Genomic DNA, 18,684 nt, shown 5'->3' on the forward strand with positions numbered 1-18,684 from the left:
CTGATCGGGGGCGGGCGTGAAGCGAGGCCGACCGCCGCGCCCGATCGGAGTACCGGGCACACCGATGCTCACGGAGCTGTCTCCGGGGCACTGGTGTGCCCGGTTGCTCGTCCGCGATGCCTCCGGACGGCGACGGGACCTCAAACGAGTGTCTCCGGTCCGCCTCGACGCACGCGGCCGAAGGATTCCCGACCGCAACGGGTCTCGCGCACTGGATGCGGTCATGGCCGCCGCATCAACGATCCGCGTCGATCTCGGCGGCGAGCTGTCGGAGTCCACCACTGTTCGGCAACTGTGGCAGCTGTACCGGGATTACCTGGAAGAACAGGGACGCGCATCCAGCACGCTGGAGCGGTACGACGTGGTGGCGGAACTGTTCAACACCGCGTTCGGTGAGCGGCGGCTGTTGGAAGTCACCACGTCCTCGGTCGAGGCGTTCCTCAAGGACGTGGGCCACGCCAAAGGCCCGTCATCGATGCGGACCGGCCGCAACGTGCTGTCCGGCATGTTCCGGTACGCGGTGCGCAAGGACGCCCTGACGGTGAACCCCGTCCGGGAGTCCGAGATGGCACAGAATATCGAGGCCAAGGGCCGCACGGGTGGCGCTCGGGACATCACCGTGGATGAGCTGCGGTTCATTCTTTCGGCAGTGCGCACGTCTGAGGTGCCGTGCCCACGCAAGTTGTCCCGAGCCGAACGCAACCGCGGGACACCGGTGAAGGCGTACACCCCGCCGACAGTCGCCGACTATTGCGAGAGTGCCGACCTGGCCGACGTAGTGACGCTGCTGGCGGCAACGGGCCTGCGGCGCAGCCAAATTCTGGGCGTGCTGTGGTCCGACATCGATCTGGAAGCTCGGACCATACGCACCACGGGCAAAGTGATCCGCGTCAAGGGTGCGGGCCTGGTACGCATCGAGAAGGATGCCGATCCCAAGAACCGGCGCGGCACAGTCGCCTTGCCGGATTTCGCGGTGGAGATGTTGAAGCGGCGCAAGGCCGTCCTCGCAGCTCGAAAGCTGGCTTCTCCCCGGACCCGACTTCACCGGTCCTCGACCTGGTATTCCCCTCGGCGATGTGGACGCTGCGCGATCCGCAGAACGTGGGTCACGAATGGCAGCGGGTACGTGAGGCTCTGGGGATCGCCGACGACATCACCGCGCACAGCTTCCGAGGCGCTGTCGCGACGATCCTGGACGATGCCGGCCTGTCGGCGCGCGTGACTGCCGATGTCCTCGGGCACGCCGATCCAGCCATGACTCAGCGGTATTACATGGCACGCGGGCGAACTCACCATGCAGCAGCGGACGCACTCGAACGTGCGGTGACCGGCACCAAGAATTAGTTGGGAATTAGTTGGAAGTCGAGCGAGTCCCGATCAACATGGACAGACGGGAAAACAGCTCTGACCTGCAATGAAAGTGGAGCTAAGGGGACTCGAACCCCTGACCCCCACACTGCCAGTGTGGTGCGCTACCAGCTGCGCCATAGCCCCTTGTTCAGTTCTCGATTGCCGGGGGTTTCCCTCCGGCCTCAACGAAGTTACACCACGGCTGCTCACGGGACCAAATCGGCTGGATGTGGGGGTGGTAGAACTGATGTTCGAAGGGTAATGTCGAACACATGTTCGACAGCGGAGAGCTTCAGGCGATGAGTGACGAGGGGCTGATCGATGCGCTGCGGCGGGCACACGGGGCGGCGGCGTTCGCGCAGGCGGCAGAGGTGCTGGCAGTACGGGAGCTGTATCGACGGCAGGAGGAGACCGAGGAGGGCGGGGAGTACTCGGCTACCGAGGCGGCGGTGGCGGTGCAGATATCCGAGCAGGTGGCGGCTGCGCTGATCGATATCGGGCTGGCGCTGGACAGTCTGCCGCGGACACGGGTGGCGTTCGGATCGGGGCTGATCGACCTGGCACGCGCGCAGGTGATCGCGGACAACGCTCGCGACCTGCCGCCGGAAGTGCTGGACGAGCTGGAGCCGAAGCTGATCGAGGCGGCGGCGCGGGCGACGCCGGCGCGGTTGCGGCAGACGGCGCGTCGATGGGTGGCCAAGTTGGATCCGGAGGGCGAGCAGCGGCGGCGCGAACGGCGCGAGCACGACCGCGACGTGCGGATCACCGCGGTGCAGGACGGCATGGCGGTGTTCGACGGTCTGCTGCCCGCGGCGGGCGCGCAAACCGTGGCGATGCGCCTGCGGGAGATGAGTCTGCAAGTGTGCGAAGAGGATTCGCGGACACTGCCGCAGCGCCGGGCCGACGCCCTGGTCGCGCTGGCGGACGGCTCGGAGCGCCTGCGCTGCGAGTGTGGCCGGGGCAGCGAGTGTCCGGCCGCTCGCGTCGCCGGCGCCGCACCGCGCAAACCGCTGATCCAGATCGGGGTCCCGGCGGACACACTGCTCGGCGGCGGCAATCACCCGGCACTGCTGGCCGGCTACGGCCCGCTCGACGCCGAACTCGCCCGGAGAATCGCCGAATACGCACAGTTCGAGGTGATCCCGGAACGCCCCGACGATCCGACCACCACCGCGGAGTCGATGCGCGAGGAACCGTCGCCGTGGCTGGCCCGGGAGATCCGCGCGCTCGACGGTGGCTGCCGGTTCCCCGGGTGCACGATGCCCGCGGCGGAATCCGAACTCGATCACATCGAACCGTTCGATATCGCCCATCCGGGCCGCGGCGGCGGCACTGTGATGGCGAATCTCGCCGTGCTCTGCGCACGCCACCGACGGCTGAAATCGTTGGTGGACAAGGGAACACTGCGGTGGCGATTACACCACCCCAACGACGACCAGTTGCGGTGGACCAGTCCGACCGGCGACGAGCAGACCACCGTCCGCGAGGGTGCCCGCTACCTGTTCCCGCACAGCGACACCGACGCCCGCGACCTCGAATGGTCTTCTCCCCCAGCGGCTCCGGAACGAGCACACCCGGCCGTCGTCGACCTCACTTACCCGATCGAACGCCCTGTCGCCCACCGTCCACTGTCGACGGTTTCCCCCGAGGACTACCACTGAATACCCTCCACCGGGCGCACCCGGTCCGTTACCGACCCACGAGGACACGGCAAGTCATGGAACACCCGGACCGTCCTCCGGCCCCGACCGTCATCGACGTCGGCGTGGAACGCGAACGCATCGCGGCCCTGGAACAGATCCGCCGACGCCTGGAGTCCGAACTCGACAAGGCCGACGCCGGGTGCGGCTACGCCGCCATGGCCGCCCAACTGCGCGACACCATCAACGCCATCGCCGACGCCCGCAACCGAATCTACGAGACGCTGCTCGGCGACGAGCCCGAGCAGCCCGACCCCGGATAGCCCGCGATTCGTCCGCAGCCTGCGCGGGCACACCGGGATCCGACCCGGGCGGTATGGGGATTCCGCCCGGGCCTCGGATCACCCTCGGCACGACCCGCGATCATGCGAGCGAGCGCTGCATCGCCGTACGAACCGCGCTCTCACAGGCCTGTTCGAGCGCCGCGAACTTATCCGACCGCCACTCGATCGGCATCGTGAGCGTGGCGTCGATATATAGGTTCGCATCGTGGACGACGAGGTGTACCGACCCCGTGTAGGTCATCGAACCCGTCCGGAAGGGCCCGGAGTATGCCCGCCCGGACGAGGATTGGAAGGCGGCCTCCCCCAGATCGTTTCGAAAGCGGAAGGCCGAATAGTCCAAATCTTGAAAGTCCTCCGCGAGGCTGATCGGACGGGAGTCGTACACCGAGCGTGGACTGTCGTTCGGGTCGAAGACAAGTGCCAGAAGTGTGAATTGCAGGCCACGATCAGGGACCTCGGCGACGCAGTCGCGCGGTCCGGGGTAATTCGTCGGCTTCAGCACCGCTCCCGCGCCGGCCACTCGTTCCAGCGCGGATAAATCGATCAGATCACAGGGATATCCGCGGGTCTCCCGGTACGCCTGCTGCTGCCCGGAGAATGACGGACTTCCGGGAAGGAAAGACTCGGCATCCCTGTCCACCGCTACGCACGCCGCGACGACGACAGTGACAACCAGGACGATCGCCGAAAGGCCCGCGATCGACCACGGCATCGAAACACGCAAGCGCCCAGCGCTTTTCGTCATCGTAGATGCTCCCATGCCGTCGTGGCCTGGTGCTGACAGACCGGCCCTACCTGCACCGATGCGGCGGGAAGTTGAAGGACCCACACTTCCAGAAACAGGTTCTCGTCGAGAATGCCGACGGTGCACTGTTGTGCGTCGAGGACATGGAAGTACGACTGCTCCCCCACTCCGGGCCACCCGACGCTGGTCGCATCCAAGAATCCCCCCGCCGAACGTGCCGCATCCGCCCGTGCCTTGTCGTACATCGCTTGGGGGCTGTGGCCGTCGTTCATCACCCTGCCCAGCACCGCCAGCACCGTACCCGACGAGCGCACCCGGCAATGGTGGCTCGAATAGGGTTGCGACGCACGCGATTCAGCGTGCGCGGGCGGCAATGCGGGAGCGTCGGGCATCCCGAGGTCGAGCAGCTCGCAGGCGTTGCCGATGCTGTCGGCGGTGTAGCCACCTCCGGTCCCCCAGGACGGCACGGTGACGACCACGGTCACCACAACGGACGCCACCACACACAACGCGGTGACGAGCCAAGGCAATACGACTCGCAACGCCCGCCGTCCGGACGATGCATCGGCCGATTTTGCGCCCCAGGGCATTTCGGTCCCGGCAGTCGTCCCCGCCGCGAACTGTCCGGCGAAGTCGGGCACAGGGACAGCCGAGCTGGCACGTCCAGCAGACGTCTCCGACCTGAACTGCCCGGCGAACTCGGACTTGGTGGCAGCGGGGTGAGAACCACCGACGAACGTCCCGGCGGTTTTCGGTTCGAGGACGGCCGGGCGAGGACCCTCGACAGGCCCTCTCAGCACATGCTGTCCGGCGATTTCGGATGCAGGAGAAGCGGATCGAGAGCCCTCGGCCGCGGCACCGCCGAATAGCCCGACCAAATCCACTGCCGTCGGGCGACCTTCCGGCCGCTTGGTAAGGCACCCCGCCAGAACATCGCGCAGGCCGGCCGGAACCCAGGTGAGATCCGGCTCCGCGTCCACCACCCGCCGGGCGACGACCTCGTCGGCTCCCGTCCCGAAAGCCGGAATGCCGGTCACGGCGTAGACCAGCGTCGCGCCCAGCGCGAAAACATCCGCAGCGGGACCGACATGCTGTCCGAGGATGGCCTCGGGCGGACGCACCGCCACCGACGAGGACTCGCCGGTCAGCACCGGACCGCGATCCGTCAGCCGCACAGCGTCGGCCGAAACACCTCCGTGCACAAGACCTCGGCCGTGCAGAACGGCCAAGACCTCCGCCGATCGCAGCGCGAGTTCGCGCACCGCAGATTCAGGTAGCGGCCCACGAGTAGCGATCACCTCCCGCAGGGTCGGCCCCGAACCCACCTCCCGCGAGATCGGCCCCACAGCCACCTCCGGCAAGGTCGGCCACACAACCAATCCCCGCGAGGTCGGCCCTACAGCCGCCTCTCGCACGTCGGGCTCTCCCGCCGTCTCCCGCAGGGTCGGCCCCACACCCATTTCCTGCGAGATCGGCCCCACAGCCTCCTCCCGCACGGTCGGCGCCGAACCCACCTCCCGCAAGCCCGGCCCCACAGCCACCTGCCGCATAGTCGACCCCACACCTCCCGCCCGCAGCGTCGACCCCACACCTTCCGCCCCGCGCCCGGAAACCACGACGGTCTTCGTGAGCATGTCCGCGAATGTCCGTCGCTGCTCATCGACCAACGGCCAGAAGAATCCGAGATAACACGGGAGAGCGTCCACCGTGTGGGCGAATTGGCGGAGGAATGCCCGGCCGACACCGATCGGCCGCGCGGTCCGCGGGTCGACCAGCCGCTGTTTCGTGACGAACTTGCCGAGGCTGCGGCCGGTGAGTCCCTGCACGACAACGGTATTGACCAGGCTCAGCAGGCCGACGATGAGCAGCATCGCCGCCACCAGCCACCGCGTCACGGTTCGGGACCGCTCGATCGACGCGGCATAGCCCAGCGTGCCCCCGGGGCGGCCCATGATCTCCGGCGTAAGCCAAGGGTGCACGATCCGCATAACAACGACGCCCACCGCCACCAGTACCCCGACCAACAGCAGGTCAACGACTGCCGACAGCACCCGCACGGGCCACGACGTGTAACGAAGGCCGACTTCCGACGTCACAATCCTCGTCCATCCAGTCCGTCACATGCGAGAGGTGATGCGGGCGTTGCGATTCGGCCCGACCCCTTCCTATTCGTAGCAGACCGGTGACCCGGGATCCTGCCGCGAAGCAGATCGGGTGAAAGACTGGCGATTTCACCGATACACGTCGGACAATTCGAAGGCTGCCGAATCACCCGGCGACCTGAACCACCCACTCCTCGTCGTTGACGTCGATCTCCTTGGTGCCATCGAAGACCGTCGGCGTCTGCACCTTCCCGCCCAGCGCGGCCTTCATCGCGGTCAGCGCCGCCTCGGCGTGGTTGCGCGCGGAGTCGACGCGCTGGCCCTTGCTGATGCACTGCGTCACCTCGTCGGGCGCGCCGGCCTCCTTGGCGAGGGCCGACAGCTGATCGTTGCCGAGGTCTCCGCCGTTCTCGCTGGGCTGCTTGGTGGTGAACAGCACCTCGCGGAACTTGGAGTACACCGGACCGTCGCCGTAGTCGGCCACGCATTCGCTGGCCGCCACCGCGCGCGAGGAGTAATCCTTGCTGCCCGACTTCGAGTCGAGGAAGTTGACCAGCCGGTACCGCACGGCCAGCTTGCCCTCATCGATCTTGTGCGCGATCTCCTGACCGTAGAGGTGTTCGAGCGTTCCGCACGCCGGGCACAGCGGGTCCTCGTAGAGGTCGATGGTCTTGGCGGCGTCGATCTTGCCCAGCACGATGGCGCCGTCGGAGTCCAGCAGCGCGTGCACGCCCGGATCATGCACAGGCCCGTATCCGTCGTCGCGGACGCTCAGGCTGTTGTCGCTGTTCCAGCGCACGACCAGCACCACGATCACCGCGATCACGACGAGAGCCACGGCACCGAGGGCATAGCTGGTGCGGCTCGACATCGGCCGCGGCGTGTACTTCGATCCGGAAGAGGAATTCACGGGTCCACTCTGCCAAAGCACCCGCGTCCCCCCGAATCGAACGGACCTCGACACGACGGAAATGGCCCATGTGCGACAAACCGGGTCAGCGAGTGCCCTCCACCGGAACCGGGTCCACGACGGCCGGGCGGCGCAGCGGCTCCGGCACCGACATCCAACCGGCCGCGGCCACCACCAGCAGCGCGCCTGTCACCGCCAGGCCCCAGCCGAACGAAATCCGTTGCGCCAGTGCGCCGACCGCTACGGGCCCCAGCACGGTGCCCAGGTCGGCGGCCATCTGGAAACCGGCCAGCACGGTCCCGCCGCGACGGTCGGGCCCGATGATATCGGCGACGGTGGCCTGCTGCGACGGCGTGAACATCCCCGAGCCGAGCCCGGCCACACACGACGCCACCAGCAGCCAGCCCAGATTCGGCGACAGCCCGAGCCCGATGGTCCCGGCCGCGCACACCAGCGTGCCGGTGATCAGAAAAGGCTTGCGCCCCAGCCGATCCGACATCCGGCCCGAAGCGAACAGCACCGCCGCGTTACCCGCCGCGAAGGCCGTCAACACCACCCCGGCGGCGGCGCCGGACTCTCCGAGCACCTCCACTACCAGCAGCGGCACCAGCGCCATCCGGACCCCGAACACCGCCGCGCCGTTCGCGAAGTTGGACCATAGCACCGCCCAGTAGGCGGGCCGCCGCAACGCTTGGCGGAAGGTCATCACGCGAACCCGACCGGGTGCCTCCGGCGCGGCGAGTTGCGAACCGCGCAGGCTCCAGTACACGACACCGCTGGCGGCCAGCAGCGCCACCGCGTAGATCACGAACGGCATCCGCAACCCGAGCCCGGCCAGCGCCCCGCCGACCAGCGGACCGCCGAGCGATCCGAGCAGGAAGCTGGTCGACCACAGTCCCGAGACCCGGCCGCGCTCGCCGGGCGGCGACAACCGGATGACCAGGCCCAGCGACGACACCGTGAACATCGTCGAGCCGATGCCGCCGAGTGCCCGCAGCACGATCAGCTGCCAATAGCCTTGCGCCAGCGCGCACGCCCCGGTCGACACCGCCACGATGACGAGCCCGCCGAGATAGACCGACCGCTCCCCCAGCCGCTGCACCAGCCGCCCGCTGACCGGCGCGAACAGCAATCGCATGAGCGCGAACGCGCTGACGATCGCCGACGCCGCGGCCACCCCGACCCCGAAACTGCGCGCGTACTGCGGCAGCACCGGCGCCACCAGTCCGAAGCCCAGCGCGATGATGAACGCCGCGCCGATCAGCACCGAGATCTCGACCGGTAATCGTCCCGGTCTACTGCCGCTCACCCGACCTGCCCTTCACTCACGCACCACTACAACCCGCGCCGATGGGCACCGCTTCCCGAAGCGCACCGATGAATTCGCCGCGCCGGTCCCGTCCTATCGAAGAAGGAGTCTCTTCGCGGAAGGACCATGTCATGTCTACACGCACGGCCGGCACCCGGGAACAGTGGCGGACCGCCTACGAGGAACTGCGCGCCGAGGAGAAGGAGCTGACCCGGCGCAGCGACGAACTCGCCCGCAAGCGGCAGAATTTGCCGTGGGTCCCGGTGACCGGGGAGTACCTGTTCGGCACCAATTCCGGCGCCAAGACGCTGGCCGAACTGTTCGACGGCCGGTCCCAGCTGATCATCCGGCACTTCATGCACGGCCCGAAGACCCCGGCGGGCTGCCCGGGATGCACCTTCGAGACCGACAATCTCGTCGGCGCGGTCCCGCATCTGGCCCACCGGGATGTGACGTTCCTCCTGGCCTCGCGCTCCCCGCTGCCCGTCCTCAACGACTACAAGCGCCGCTTCGGCTGGGACATCGAGTGGGTGTCGATGGGCGACAACGGTTTCAACGACGACTTCTACGAGCACATGCGGATCCCGTCGCCGCGGCGGCCCGGCAACATGCTCGACGTCATGGAATTGATGGCGCTGAGCTGCTTCGCCCGCGAGGACGGCGTGGTCTATCACACCTACTCGACCTACGATCGCGGCACGGACGCGCTCAACGCCACCTGGCAGCTGCTCGACCGGGCCCCGCGCGGGCGCGGCGACACCTTCGACGATTGGCCCCGCAAGCGCGACGAATACTGATCGCCGCGCGGCGCTCGGCTCAGCCGAGCGCCCGGCCCACCACGTCCTCGGCGGCGGCCTGTACCTGCGCCAGATGCTCGGGCCCCTCGAAGGACTCGGCGTAGATCTTGTACTTGTCCTCGGTGCCGGACGGACGCGCCGCGAACCAGGCGTTCTCCGTGGTCACCTTGACGCCGCCGAGCGCCGCGCCGTTTCCCCGGGCGCGGGTCTGGATGCCCGTGATCGGCTCACCCGCCACCTCGGTGGCGCTGATGTCGTCGGGGGTCAGCGCGGCCAGTCGTGATTTCTGCTGCGCGGTGGCGGTGGCGTCGATGCGCGCGTATGCCGGACTGCCGTAACGCTTCTCCAGTTCGGCGTAGCGGGCGGACGGGCTCTGGCCCGTCACCGCGGTGATCTCCGCGGCCAGCAGCGCCAGCAGGATGCCGTCCTTGTCGGTGGACCACACCGTGCCGTCCATTCGCAGGAAGGACGCGCCGGCGCTCTCCTCGCCGCCGAAAGCCAAAGAGCCGCTGAACAATCCGGGCACGAACCACTTGAACCCGACCGGCACCTCGTGCACCTGCCGGCCCAGCACGCTCACCACCCGGTCGATCATCGAGGACGTCACCACCGTCTTGCCGATCTTGGTCAGCGCGTCCCAGCCCATCCGGTTGGCGATCAGGTACTCGATGGCCACCGCGAGGAAGTGGTTCGGATTCATCAGGCCCGCATCGGGAGTCACCACGCCGTGCCGGTCGGCGTCGGCGTCGTTGCCGGTGGAGATGTCGTAGTCGTCGCGGATGGCGACGAGCGAGGCCATGGCGTACCGCGAGGAGGGGTCCATGCGGATCTTGCCGTCGCTGTCCAGCGTCATGAACCGCCAGGTGGGGTCGACGAACGGGTTGACGACCTCGAGCTTCGAGGTCGTAGCGCTGCCCGATCTCCTCCCAGTAGTCGACGCTGGCCCCGCCCATCGGGTCGGCGCCCAGGCGAATGCCCGCGCCGCGCACCGCATCCAGGTTCAGCACGTTGGGCAGGTCGGCGATGTAGTGGTCGAGATAGTCGTAACTCTCGACGCTCGTGTCCAGGGCATGCCGCAGCGTAGTGCGCTTGACTCCCGCGAGGCCGCCGCGCAGCAGTTCGTTGGCGCGGTCGGCGATGGCGTCGGTCGCGACCGTGTCGGCCGGGCCGCCGTGCGGGGGGTTGTATTTGAAGCCGCCGTCGCGCGGCGGATTGTGCGACGGGGTGACGACGATGCCGTCGGCCTGGTGCCGGGTGCCGCCCCGATTGTGCCGCAGCACCGCGTGACTGAGCGCCGGCGTGGGTGTGTAGCGGCCGCGGGCGTCGACGATCGCGGTGACCTCGTTGGCGGCCAGCACCTCCAGCGCCGTGCTCCAGGCCGGCTCGGAGAGCGCGTGCGTGTCGCGGGCCAGATACACCGGGCCCGTGATGCCGCGGGTGGCGCGGTACTCGACGATGGCCTGTGTGATGGCCAGGATGTGGGCCTCGTTGAACGCGCAGTCCAGGCTCGAGCCGCGATGGCCGGAGGTGCCGAACTGCACCAGCTGCGCCGGATCCGACGGGTCGGGGATGCAGCTGTAGTACGCCGTGACGAGATGCGGAAGATCTTCGAGATCGGAGGCCCGCGCCGGTCGCCCGGCTCGATCATGAGCCATGCTCGAGCCTCCTTTCCGTATCGGTGCCGTCCGGCTGGGGCTGGTCATCACGATCATGGCCGCACCCACTGCTTGCCCAGGAGGAATACGGTAGCGAACGGCACCGACACCGAACGAGCGGCCGGACGCCCGGCGCGTTGCGGGCGGCGGACCGGCGGCGGCGTCATCGGCTCACCCCGTAATCGCACACCTGCCCCGGAGACGACGCCACCGTCGCGGTGATGCGCGGATCGGGCTGCCAGGCAGCGGCTTCCGTGACGGTCCGCACCACCGGAATCGTCGGTGCCTCGCTCATCACTGCCCCCAATCGTCGTGCCGTCTCGTCGTTCATCCCGTCGCGCCGACCCCGAGCACGACCTCACCCAGCGCGACCCGCGGCCCCCGTGGGCCCGCGCGCGCCGACTCGCCGACGCATCCGATTCGAGCAGTTTACGAACCTCGCCGACGCCTGCCGACGAGGGGGAAACCACCCGGCACAAGAGTTGTCCAGCCTATCGGATTCGCTTGTGGCGGGCAAAGACTCGTGCCGCCGAACCTGCCCGCACGCGGCGCGCCGCCCGGTTCCACCGGCGACTCCGCCCACTCGGCTGCCGGTCCACGAATCCACCTGGCCAACCTCCTGCCCGCGTCCGACACCTGCCGAACCATGCTAACCGCCAGCGATCCCGCAGCGACCCCTACGCGGCGACCCGCCCGGTCATCGGCCGATAATCCGTACCGCCGGGTCGCGTGCGTCGCCGGGTGCCACGAGCGCCCCATCTACTGAGCACGAACTCGCATTTCGCACCGCAGCACCGGATGCCCGGAGCGGTCTCCGGGCATCGGATCCGGCGCGGCAGCACCTCCGGAGCGCGCCGGACTGCTGTAATAGCACTACCCAATTCGCTTGCCCAATATTTGCCCTCGCCCATCCCATTCGAAGCGGCACGCCCTCCGGCAAGCGGGCCGCTCGACGCACGACCGGGCGTGATCCAGCACTGACATCAGGCACGGTCCGGTCGGCGCGCGCCCCGCCTCCGCCGATTCACCCCATCGGAACACCAGGGAGCAACGATGGCGCTCGCCCGACAGCAAGAACACCTCCTGTCCGCTCCGGAAGAAACCACGCGACGACGATTGTTTCGGCTCGCGGCTGTTCTCGGGGTACTGGCGATCGTGGTGGGAACTTTGGGGGTGGGGACTGTGGCGGCGGCCGTGTATCCGGTCGCTGAGCCCGATTCCTTTTATTGGGCTCCGCCGGATATCGGGTCGTATCAGCCCGGCGATGTGGTGCGCAGTCGTAGCGTGCCCGCGCCCGGGTTTCCGGGCGCGACGGCGTGGCAGTTGGTCTACCGGTCCACGAATTCCGCGGGCGCGCCGATCGCGGCGGTGACGACGTTGCTGGTTCCCGGTGGCGGTGGCGCTCGTCCGCTGGTGTCGTATCAGCCGTTCGTGAATTCGCTGGGACTGCGGTGCGCGCCCTCGCACAGCCTGTTCGACGGCGGCCTGCGGGAGGCGCCGGCGCTGAATCTGCTGCTGGCGCGGGGTTGGGCCGTGGCGGTGCCCGATCATCTCGGACCGGCCGGCGCCTACGGAGCGGCCCGTCTCGGCGGGCGGCTGACCCTGGACGGGGTCCGCGCGGTGCAGCGCTTCGCTCCCGCCGGGCTGGCCGGCAGCCCCGTGGGACTCGCGTGTTATTCGGGCGGTGGCATGGCGACGGGCTTCGCGGCCGCGCTGGCTCCCGAGTACGCGCCCGAACTGCCGATCGTCGGCGCCGCCATGGGCGGGGTCCCGGTGAATATCGGAAAGCTCGCCCTGGACGTGGGCGCGGCCCCGAATCCCCTGTTCGGCTTGGGTTTCGCCGCCGCGAACGGATTGGAACGCGAGTATCCCGACGTGATGTCGCTGGACGAACGGATGACTCCGGCGGGCCGCGAGCTGCGCGATCGCATCGCCGACGCGTGCACCGACGAGATCATCGGCGCCGCGGCCAACCGCAGCTTCTCCGACTATTTCACCGGCGGCGTGGACGATGTCAGCGGCGCCCAGATCGGCGTGCTGCACGAGAACAGCCTGGAGACCTACCCGGGCGTCCCGCGCACCCCGGTCTACCAGTGGCACGGCGGGTCGGATGTCGTGAACCCTTGGCTCGCACGCGAGGTGGCGGGCCGCTACTGCGCCGCCGGCACCCCCGTGCGGTTCGACATCATCCCCGGCGCGGACCACACCGCGGCCATTGCCCCGGGCTCCGCCAACGCCTTCGGCTACCTCGCGGACCGCTTCGCCGGGGTTCCGGCGCCCAGTAACTGCTGAAGGGTCGGCAGAGACGGCGACGTCCACAGCGCACCGTGCCCCAGCCGGACAGCCGACTGGGGCACGGAGTTGTTCGATTCAGTTGTGGCGCAACGGCTCTCAGTGCACGATCACCGGCTCGCCCTCCGCGGGGGCGGGGACCGAGTTCGGCATGATCACCGCGGCCAGGACCGCGCCGACCAGGAAGATCGCCGTCGCCCACCAGAAGCTGGTGGTGTAGCTCTCGATCATCGACTGCGCGACGTCGAGCGGGTTACCGCCCTGCCGGGTGGACATGTAGTTCGCGGCGGCCGAGGAGGCGATGGTGCTCAGCAGCGCGGTGCCGATCGAGCCACCCACCTGCTGGCTGGTGTTCACCATGGCCGACGCGACGCCCGCGTCGTCGTGGTGCACGCCCGCGGTCGAGCCCTGGAACGCGGTCGACATCGAACCACCGAGGCCCAGACCCATCAGGATCAACGCCGGCAGGATGTGCGTGGCGTAGCCGGTGTCCAGACCGATCTGCGTCAGCCACCCCATGCCGACGGCGGCGATCAGGAAGCCGCCCGCCACGGTGACCTTCGGTCCCAGCTTCGGCAGCAGCAGCGACGGCACGGTCGTGGACGAGGCCACCATGCCCGCCACCATCGGCAGGAACGCCACACCGGTCACGATCGGCGAGTAGCCCAGCGTCAACTGCATGTAGTAGGTCAGGAACAGGAAGATCGCGAACATCCCGATGCCCATGACGAACACCGTCAGGTAGGCGCCACCGCGGGTGCGGTCGAGCACGATGCGCAGCGGCAGCAGCGGGTGCGCGACCCGGGTCTCCAGCCAGCCGAACACCCCCAGCAGCGCGGCGCCGCCGATCAGGAACGCCAGTGTGACGCCGTTGGACCAGCCGTGCGACTCGGCGTGCGAGAAGCCGTACACGATGCCGAACAGCGCGACGGTCACCACGGCGGTGCCGGGGATGTCGAGCTTGGGCCGCTCGGTGGTCACGTGCTTGGCCAGCAGCAGCACCGCGCCGACGAGCGCGATCGCGGCGAAGATCAGGTTCACGTACATCACCCAGCGCCACGACGCCCACTCGGTGAGCGCGCCGCCCAGCAGCAGCCCGAGCGCGCCACCGGTACCGGCGACGGCGCCGAAGATGCCGAAGGCCTTGGCCCGCTCGGCCGGTTGCGTGAAGGTCACCGTCAGCAGCGACAGCGCCGCGGGCGCCAGCAGCGCGCCGAACACGCCCTGCGCCACACGCGCCGCCACCAGCATCTCGAATCCGGTGGCCGCACCGCCGATGGCCGAGGCGACCGCGAAGCCGACCAGGCCGGTGATGAAGGTGTTGCGCCGCCCGAACAGATCGCTCAGCCGCCCGCCGAGCAACAGCAGGCTGCCGAAGGCCAGCGCGTATCCGGTGACGACCCACTGGCGGTCACCGTTGGAGAAACCGAGATCGCGCTGCGCCTCCGGCAGCGCGATGTTGACGACGGTCGCGTCGAGCACGACCATCAGCTGGGCGACGCCGAGCACGGCGAGCACCCACCAGCGCAACGCATGCGAGCCGCGGCGGCCCGCGTTCGGCGACCGAGTCGCCGCATCCTTTTCCAGGTCGATCGCGGTAGTCATGGAGCCCCTTAGTCCGGTGACCGTATGCGGAGGTCGTTCCTCCGCTTGGTATGAAAGCTACCACCATAACGGAGAGAATGCCTCCACTTAATCCCGATGCTTGCTAGCATGACTGTGTGAATCGCACCACCACCATGTCCGCACCTCGGCGTCTGCGCGCCGACGCCGCCCGCAACCAGCAGCGGATCGTCGAGGCCGCGCGCAGACTCTTCGCCGAGCGCGGACTGGAGGTCACTCTGGACGATGTCGCCGAGGCGGCGGGGGTCGGGGTGGGCACGGTGTACCGGCGCTTCGCGAACAAGCAGGAACTGATCATCGAGGTCTTCGAGCAGACCGTCGCGGCCATGGCCGAGGCCACCGAACGCGCCAACCGCAACCCGGATCCCTGGGCCGCGGTGGTGGAGTTGTTCGAGTGGGCGTGTGAGCATTTCGCCGGCAATCGCGGATTCAGCGAGGTGATGCTCGAACTGCCCGACGCGATGGAGCGTTTCGAGTCCGTCCGCGATCGGATCAAGCCGCAGATCGGGCGGCTGGTCGACCGTGCCCACGCCGCGGGCGTGCTGCGTCCGGGCATCGAGGCGCCGGACTTCTTCGCGATTATCAACATGGTCGAATCGATCGCCGCCTTCTCCAAGCCGGTGAACGATCAGGTCTGGCGGCGATACCTGGCGATCGCGCTGGACGGGGTGCGCGCCGATACGGTTCCGCGCCAGCCCCTGCCCGTCCCGCCCCTGCGCGACGACGAGGTGGACCAGGCCAAGGCGCGTACCTTCGCCTGCCGACGCCGCTAGGCCGGGAATTCGCGTCCAGTAGCGCCCGTCACAGCGCATGCCCTAAAGTTGGACGCATGACCAACTCTTGGGTGAATTGGGCCGGCGACCAGCAGTGCGCGCCCGCCGCGACGGCGGCGCCCGGCTCCCCCGAGGACGTGGCCGAGCTATTGCAACGCGCCGAGGCCGCAGGACAGACCGTGCGCGTGGCCGGGGCCGGTCACTCGTTCACCGACGCCGTGCTCACCGACGGCATGCTGCTGAACCTGTCGAAGCTGGACCGCATCCTGCACGTGGACCGTGCCGCCGGGCTGGTCCGGGTGGAGGCCGGGGCCACACTCAACGCGCTGAGCGCGGCCCTGCACCCGCTGGGCCTGGCGTTCCCGAACCTGGGCGACATCAATGTGCAGACCATCGCCGGAGCCACCGCCACCGCCACGCACGGGACCGGGGCGACCTTGCAAAACCTTTCCGCCGCACTGCATTCGGTCGAATTGATGCTCGCCGACGGCAGCCGGGTGGAACTGGACGAACAGAGCGACCCCGACGGCTGGCGCGCGGCGCGGGTGCACGTCGGCGCGCTCGGCGTGGTGACGGCCGTGACGTTGGAACTGGTGCCGTCGTTCGTGCTGGAGGGGGTCGAACGCCCGGTGCCGGTCACCGATGTACTCGCCGATCTCGACGAATACATCGACAGCAACGAGCATTTCGAGTTCTACATGTTCGCGCACAGCCCGCTGGCGATGACCAAGCGCAACAACCGCGTGGAGTTGCCCGAGCAGCCGCGCGGCAAGGCCGTCGACTGGTTCGCCGACATCCTGGTCTCCAACCACACGTTCGACGCGCTGGCCCGGCTCTGCCGTCGCCGGCCGCAACTGATTCCGTGGGTGCAGCGCGGCGCCGCCTACGCGGGTAGTTATCGCCGCCAGGTGGACCGCTCCTATCGAGTGTTCGCCTCCCCCAGGCTCATTCGCTTCACCGAGATGGAGTACGCGATACCGCGCGAGCACTCGGTGCCCGCGATCCGCGAGATCAAGGAGCTGTCCCAGCGTTTCGACACCCCGATGCCCATCGAGGTGCGCTGGGTGGCGCCGGACGACGCCTTCCTGTCCCCGGCCGGTGGCCGCGACACCTGCTACATCGCCGTACATCAGTACCGCGGCATGGCCTACGAGCCGTATTTCCGTGCGTGCGAGGCGGTTTTCGACAAGTACGGCGGGCGGCCGCACTGGGGCAAGCGGCACTTCCAGACCGCGCGGACGCTGCGGCCGCGCTATCCGGAGTGGGATCGGTTCCAGGAGGTCCGCCGCCGGTTCGACCCGAAGGGCCGCTTCACCAACGCCTACGTCGAGCGGGTGCTCGGTCCCGTCGACTGAGGCTTCGCGAACCGCAATTCCATTGTGACCGGGATGGTTTCGACCTCGAGCGCCTGACGCAAGCGGGGCACGGCGTGGTCGAGGACGCGGGCACGCAGCGCACCGATATCGGCGTCGGGTTCGGCGGTCACCACCAGGTACAGCTCCGGGGCGCGGCCGGGCCCGGACACCCAGGCCGCGGCGGAGCGCACCCCGTCGTAGCCTTCCAGGTCGGTCGAAACGGGCCGGGCCACGGTCGTGGCGGTCAGGGCGGTCCGATCGCCGGTTTCCGGAGTGCGGGCCCGCCAGCGCACCGGCTGTGGCATCCGGGTCACCTGCGCGGTGGCCCAGCGCAGGCAGGCCAGGCCAAGCACGCTCGCCACGGCGACGATGACCCACAGCAGCCATGTGGGCGAATGGGTTCGGTCCGACAGTACCGGCGAAGCCGCGTCCACCCAGCCCAGCCGTCCGTAGTGGACCGCCAGAGCGACGGCTCCGACGGCCGTGGCCACCACGCCCGCCACCCCGAGCACGGTGCGATTCACCGCCGCGGGCGGTCGGCGGCGGATGCTCTCACCGCGCGCAGCGAATCCCACCGTGCCGCTCGCGGCGAGCGCCACCCGCTCTCCGGCGGTCACCGCATGCTCCCGGTGTGGCGCAGGCGCAACGAGATTCGCGGCGACGTGCGTGTGCCGATGCGGCCGATGCGCTCGTCGACCGCGGCGCGGACGGCCGCCGTGAGTTCGGCGGGATGTGCCCGGGGCGTGCGGACAGCCACACGAACCGTCTTGCGCCGCAGGGTGACTCGGGCGGAGTGCACGCCCTCGACCGACTGTGCCGCTGCCCGCAACGCGGTGCGCAGGCCGCGCCGGGTCACTCCGGCCGCGATACCGTCGTCGGCGGTGAGCGGCACCACCACCGGACGACCCGGCAGTACCGCCAGCCCCAGCAGCACGATGCCCACCAGTGTCGCCGCGACTCCGAACCACGCCACCGACATATCGGTCCAGGCCGTCTCGCGCAACCGGTTCTCGACGCCGTCCCATACGACGAGTTCCCTTGCCCCGGTGAGCCGTTGGACCAGCGACAGCACGACGATCACGCACACCGCCAGCAGTACGACCGCCAGCACCGCGGCCGGCGCCGCACGGCTCGGCCGCCGCCTCACCGTGCTCTCCCCGGTAGTTCCGCCACGTCGATGTCCAACCGCCGCACCGGCACTCCCGTGCGCTCCCGCATGCGGCGCAGCACGTGCGCGCGGCAGACGGTGGCGACCTGCCAGATCGGCATCGGATAGTGGATCGGCAATCGCAACGACAGCACCGCCGCGCCCCGGGAGAACCTGGCCCGCGCCTCGACGCCGGGCGCGACGCCGGTGATCTCCCGAGCCGCGTCGATCACCACTCGCCGCACGGCCGCGGCGTCGATCTCCGCGGCCGGCACGGGCGGCGCCGTGGCGGGCTCGATCGCGGTCACCGTGCTCGTCATGCTTCCTCCCGGTTCGGTGTGGTCAGCTCGATTCCCCGGTGATAGCGCAACACTAACCGCTCGTTCGCGCGGAAGCCGGTGTACGCGCCGGGCGGCCCGGCCACGACGGCACCTGAAGGAGACATACCAGCTCACAGCGGTTCGGGAGGAAATTTTTGATTGACATCGCCCCCGGGAAGTGGGCACGATGGGGAGCGCAATCGTTGTCCAGATGATTGCTGAGCTGAATAGGTTGTCGCGGCACACCCGCTCGAACGGGGCCGGGCAACGCTGTACGGCACGACGGACGAGCATCTCGTCCATTCTCGCAATTCGGACGTGA

General features: G+C 68.9%; 15 protein-coding genes, 1 tRNA gene and 2 pseudogenes. 7 read left to right on the forward strand and 11 right to left on the reverse strand.

The annotated features are described in order from the left end of the window. The first annotated feature begins 64 nt into the window (after nucleotides 1-64). Nucleotides 65-1,344 (forward strand): annotated as a pseudogene (locus ACFMRZ_RS13910) (tyrosine-type recombinase/integrase). Between the two features lie 77 nt (nucleotides 1,345-1,421). Here the strand turns inward: ACFMRZ_RS13910 and ACFMRZ_RS13915 are convergent. Beyond that, a tRNA-Ala gene (locus ACFMRZ_RS13915) sits at nucleotides 1,422-1,494 on the reverse strand. Between the two features lie 128 nt (nucleotides 1,495-1,622). Between ACFMRZ_RS13915 and ACFMRZ_RS13920 the strand changes: the two genes are divergently transcribed. Continuing rightward, nucleotides 1,623-3,011, forward strand: coding sequence for a DUF222 domain-containing protein (locus ACFMRZ_RS13920; RefSeq protein ID WP_400179482.1), 1,389 nt, complete (start codon nucleotides 1,623-1,625; stop codon nucleotides 3,009-3,011). 56 nt (nucleotides 3,012-3,067) lie between these two features. After that, nucleotides 3,068-3,313: a hypothetical protein gene (locus tag ACFMRZ_RS13925; RefSeq protein WP_280272085.1), complete on the forward strand. Its 246-nt coding sequence runs from the start codon at nucleotides 3,068-3,070 to the stop codon at nucleotides 3,311-3,313. Nucleotides 3,314-3,413: 100 nt separating this feature from the next. On the opposite strand, the gene ACFMRZ_RS13930 is transcribed toward ACFMRZ_RS13925, so the two are convergent. The 4 genes from ACFMRZ_RS13930 to ACFMRZ_RS13945 form a co-directional block, all read right to left on the reverse strand. Next, on the reverse strand, nucleotides 3,414-4,079 hold the full coding sequence (locus ACFMRZ_RS13930) for a hypothetical protein (RefSeq protein WP_400179483.1): 666 nt from the start codon (nucleotides 4,077-4,079) through the stop codon (nucleotides 3,414-3,416). After that, on the reverse strand, nucleotides 4,076-6,175 hold the full coding sequence (locus ACFMRZ_RS13935; protein WP_400179484.1) for an RDD family protein: 2,100 nt from the start codon (nucleotides 6,173-6,175) through the stop codon (nucleotides 4,076-4,078). The genes ACFMRZ_RS13930 and ACFMRZ_RS13935 overlap by 4 nt, the downstream gene beginning before the upstream one ends. 172 nt (nucleotides 6,176-6,347) lie before the next feature. Further along, nucleotides 6,348-7,091, reverse strand: a complete 744-nt coding sequence (locus tag ACFMRZ_RS13940) for a DsbA family protein (RefSeq protein WP_400179485.1) — start codon at nucleotides 7,089-7,091, stop codon at nucleotides 6,348-6,350. Between the two features lie 85 nt (nucleotides 7,092-7,176). Continuing rightward, on the reverse strand, nucleotides 7,177-8,400 hold the full coding sequence (locus ACFMRZ_RS13945; protein ID WP_280369765.1) for an MFS transporter: 1,224 nt from the start codon (nucleotides 8,398-8,400) through the stop codon (nucleotides 7,177-7,179). 131 nt (nucleotides 8,401-8,531) lie between these two features. Between ACFMRZ_RS13945 and ACFMRZ_RS13950 the strand changes: the two genes are divergently transcribed. Continuing rightward, nucleotides 8,532-9,197, forward strand: a complete 666-nt coding sequence (locus ACFMRZ_RS13950) for a DUF899 domain-containing protein (RefSeq protein WP_400179486.1) — start codon at nucleotides 8,532-8,534, stop codon at nucleotides 9,195-9,197. 19 nt (nucleotides 9,198-9,216) lie between these two features. On the opposite strand, the pseudogene pgm reads toward ACFMRZ_RS13950, so the two are convergent. Then, nucleotides 9,217-10,852, reverse strand: a pseudogene (pgm, locus tag ACFMRZ_RS13955) (phosphoglucomutase (alpha-D-glucose-1,6-bisphosphate-dependent)). Nucleotides 10,853-11,015: 163 nt separating this feature from the next. Then, nucleotides 11,016-11,147, reverse strand: coding sequence for a hypothetical protein (locus ACFMRZ_RS13960; protein ID WP_280270186.1), 132 nt, complete (start codon nucleotides 11,145-11,147; stop codon nucleotides 11,016-11,018). Nucleotides 11,148-11,905: 758 nt separating this feature from the next. On the opposite strand from ACFMRZ_RS13960, the gene ACFMRZ_RS13965 reads away from it, so the two are divergent. Continuing rightward, complete coding sequence (locus ACFMRZ_RS13965) at nucleotides 11,906-13,144, forward strand: lipase family protein (protein ID WP_400179487.1); 1,239 nt, start codon at nucleotides 11,906-11,908, stop codon at nucleotides 13,142-13,144. A 99-nt stretch (nucleotides 13,145-13,243) separates the two neighbouring features. Here ACFMRZ_RS13965 and ACFMRZ_RS13970 read toward each other — a convergent pair whose 3' ends face one another. Next, nucleotides 13,244-14,749, reverse strand: coding sequence for an MFS transporter (locus tag ACFMRZ_RS13970; protein ID WP_400179488.1), 1,506 nt, complete (start codon nucleotides 14,747-14,749; stop codon nucleotides 13,244-13,246). A gap of 116 nt (nucleotides 14,750-14,865) precedes the next feature. Here ACFMRZ_RS13970 and ACFMRZ_RS13975 point away from each other — a divergent pair, with 116 nt between their 5' ends. Together ACFMRZ_RS13975 and ACFMRZ_RS13980 are read left to right on the forward strand one after the other, a co-directional pair. Beyond that, nucleotides 14,866-15,540 (forward strand): TetR/AcrR family transcriptional regulator, encoded by a 675-nt coding sequence (locus tag ACFMRZ_RS13975; RefSeq protein WP_280270189.1) that lies wholly within the window; start codon nucleotides 14,866-14,868, stop codon nucleotides 15,538-15,540. A 56-nt stretch (nucleotides 15,541-15,596) separates the two neighbouring features. After that, on the forward strand, nucleotides 15,597-16,895 hold the full coding sequence (locus ACFMRZ_RS13980; RefSeq protein ID WP_400179489.1) for a D-arabinono-1,4-lactone oxidase: 1,299 nt from the start codon (nucleotides 15,597-15,599) through the stop codon (nucleotides 16,893-16,895). Here ACFMRZ_RS13980 and ACFMRZ_RS13985 read toward each other — a convergent pair. Genes ACFMRZ_RS13985 through ACFMRZ_RS13995 form a run of 3 tightly spaced genes read right to left on the reverse strand, consistent with a single transcriptional unit; the run spans nucleotide 16,862 to nucleotide 18,362 of the window. After that, nucleotides 16,862-17,512, reverse strand: coding sequence for an alkaline shock response membrane anchor protein AmaP (locus ACFMRZ_RS13985; RefSeq protein ID WP_400179490.1), 651 nt, complete (start codon nucleotides 17,510-17,512; stop codon nucleotides 16,862-16,864). The two genes, ACFMRZ_RS13980 and ACFMRZ_RS13985, sit on opposite strands and share 34 nt — an antisense overlap. After that, the gene (locus tag ACFMRZ_RS13990; protein ID WP_400179491.1) at nucleotides 17,509-18,042 is read right to left on the reverse strand and encodes a DUF6286 domain-containing protein; all 534 of its coding nucleotides are present in this window, start codon (nucleotides 18,040-18,042) and stop codon (nucleotides 17,509-17,511) included. The genes ACFMRZ_RS13985 and ACFMRZ_RS13990 overlap by 4 nt, the downstream gene beginning before the upstream one ends. Beyond that, nucleotides 18,039-18,362 (reverse strand): Asp23/Gls24 family envelope stress response protein, encoded by a 324-nt coding sequence (locus tag ACFMRZ_RS13995; RefSeq protein ID WP_400179492.1) that lies wholly within the window; start codon nucleotides 18,360-18,362, stop codon nucleotides 18,039-18,041. Before ACFMRZ_RS13995 ends, ACFMRZ_RS13990 begins: the two co-directional genes overlap by 4 nt. Nucleotides 18,363-18,684 lie beyond the last annotated feature (322 nt).

This window comes from Nocardia sp. N2S4-5, from assembly GCF_044628355.1.
GTDB classification, from domain to species: Bacteria; Actinomycetota; Actinomycetes; order Mycobacteriales; family Mycobacteriaceae; genus Nocardia; species Nocardia wallacei_B.

What these genes read in the sequence shown, in the direction of transcription:
- ACFMRZ_RS13920 (WP_400179482.1), top strand. Translation starts at nt 1,623, where the DNA reads ATGTTCGACAGCGGAGAGCTTCAGGCGATGAGTGACGAGGGGCTGATC.
- ACFMRZ_RS13925 (WP_280272085.1), top strand. Translation starts at nt 3,068, where the DNA reads ATGGAACACCCGGACCGTCCTCCGGCCCCGACCGTCATCGACGTCGGC.
- ACFMRZ_RS13930 (WP_400179483.1), bottom strand. Translation starts at nt 4,079, where the DNA reads ATGACGAAAAGCGCTGGGCGCTTGCGTGTTTCGATGCCGTGGTCGATC.
- ACFMRZ_RS13950 (WP_400179486.1), top strand. Translation starts at nt 8,532, where the DNA reads ATGTCTACACGCACGGCCGGCACCCGGGAACAGTGGCGGACCGCCTAC.
- ACFMRZ_RS13960 (WP_280270186.1), bottom strand. Translation starts at nt 11,147, where the DNA reads ATGAGCGAGGCACCGACGATTCCGGTGGTGCGGACCGTCACGGAAGCC.
- ACFMRZ_RS13965 (WP_400179487.1), top strand. Translation starts at nt 11,906, where the DNA reads ATGGCGCTCGCCCGACAGCAAGAACACCTCCTGTCCGCTCCGGAAGAA.
- ACFMRZ_RS13970 (WP_400179488.1), bottom strand. Translation starts at nt 14,749, where the DNA reads ATGACTACCGCGATCGACCTGGAAAAGGATGCGGCGACTCGGTCGCCG.
- ACFMRZ_RS13980 (WP_400179489.1), top strand. Translation starts at nt 15,597, where the DNA reads ATGACCAACTCTTGGGTGAATTGGGCCGGCGACCAGCAGTGCGCGCCC.
- ACFMRZ_RS13995 (WP_400179492.1), bottom strand. Translation starts at nt 18,362, where the DNA reads ATGACGAGCACGGTGACCGCGATCGAGCCCGCCACGGCGCCGCCCGTG.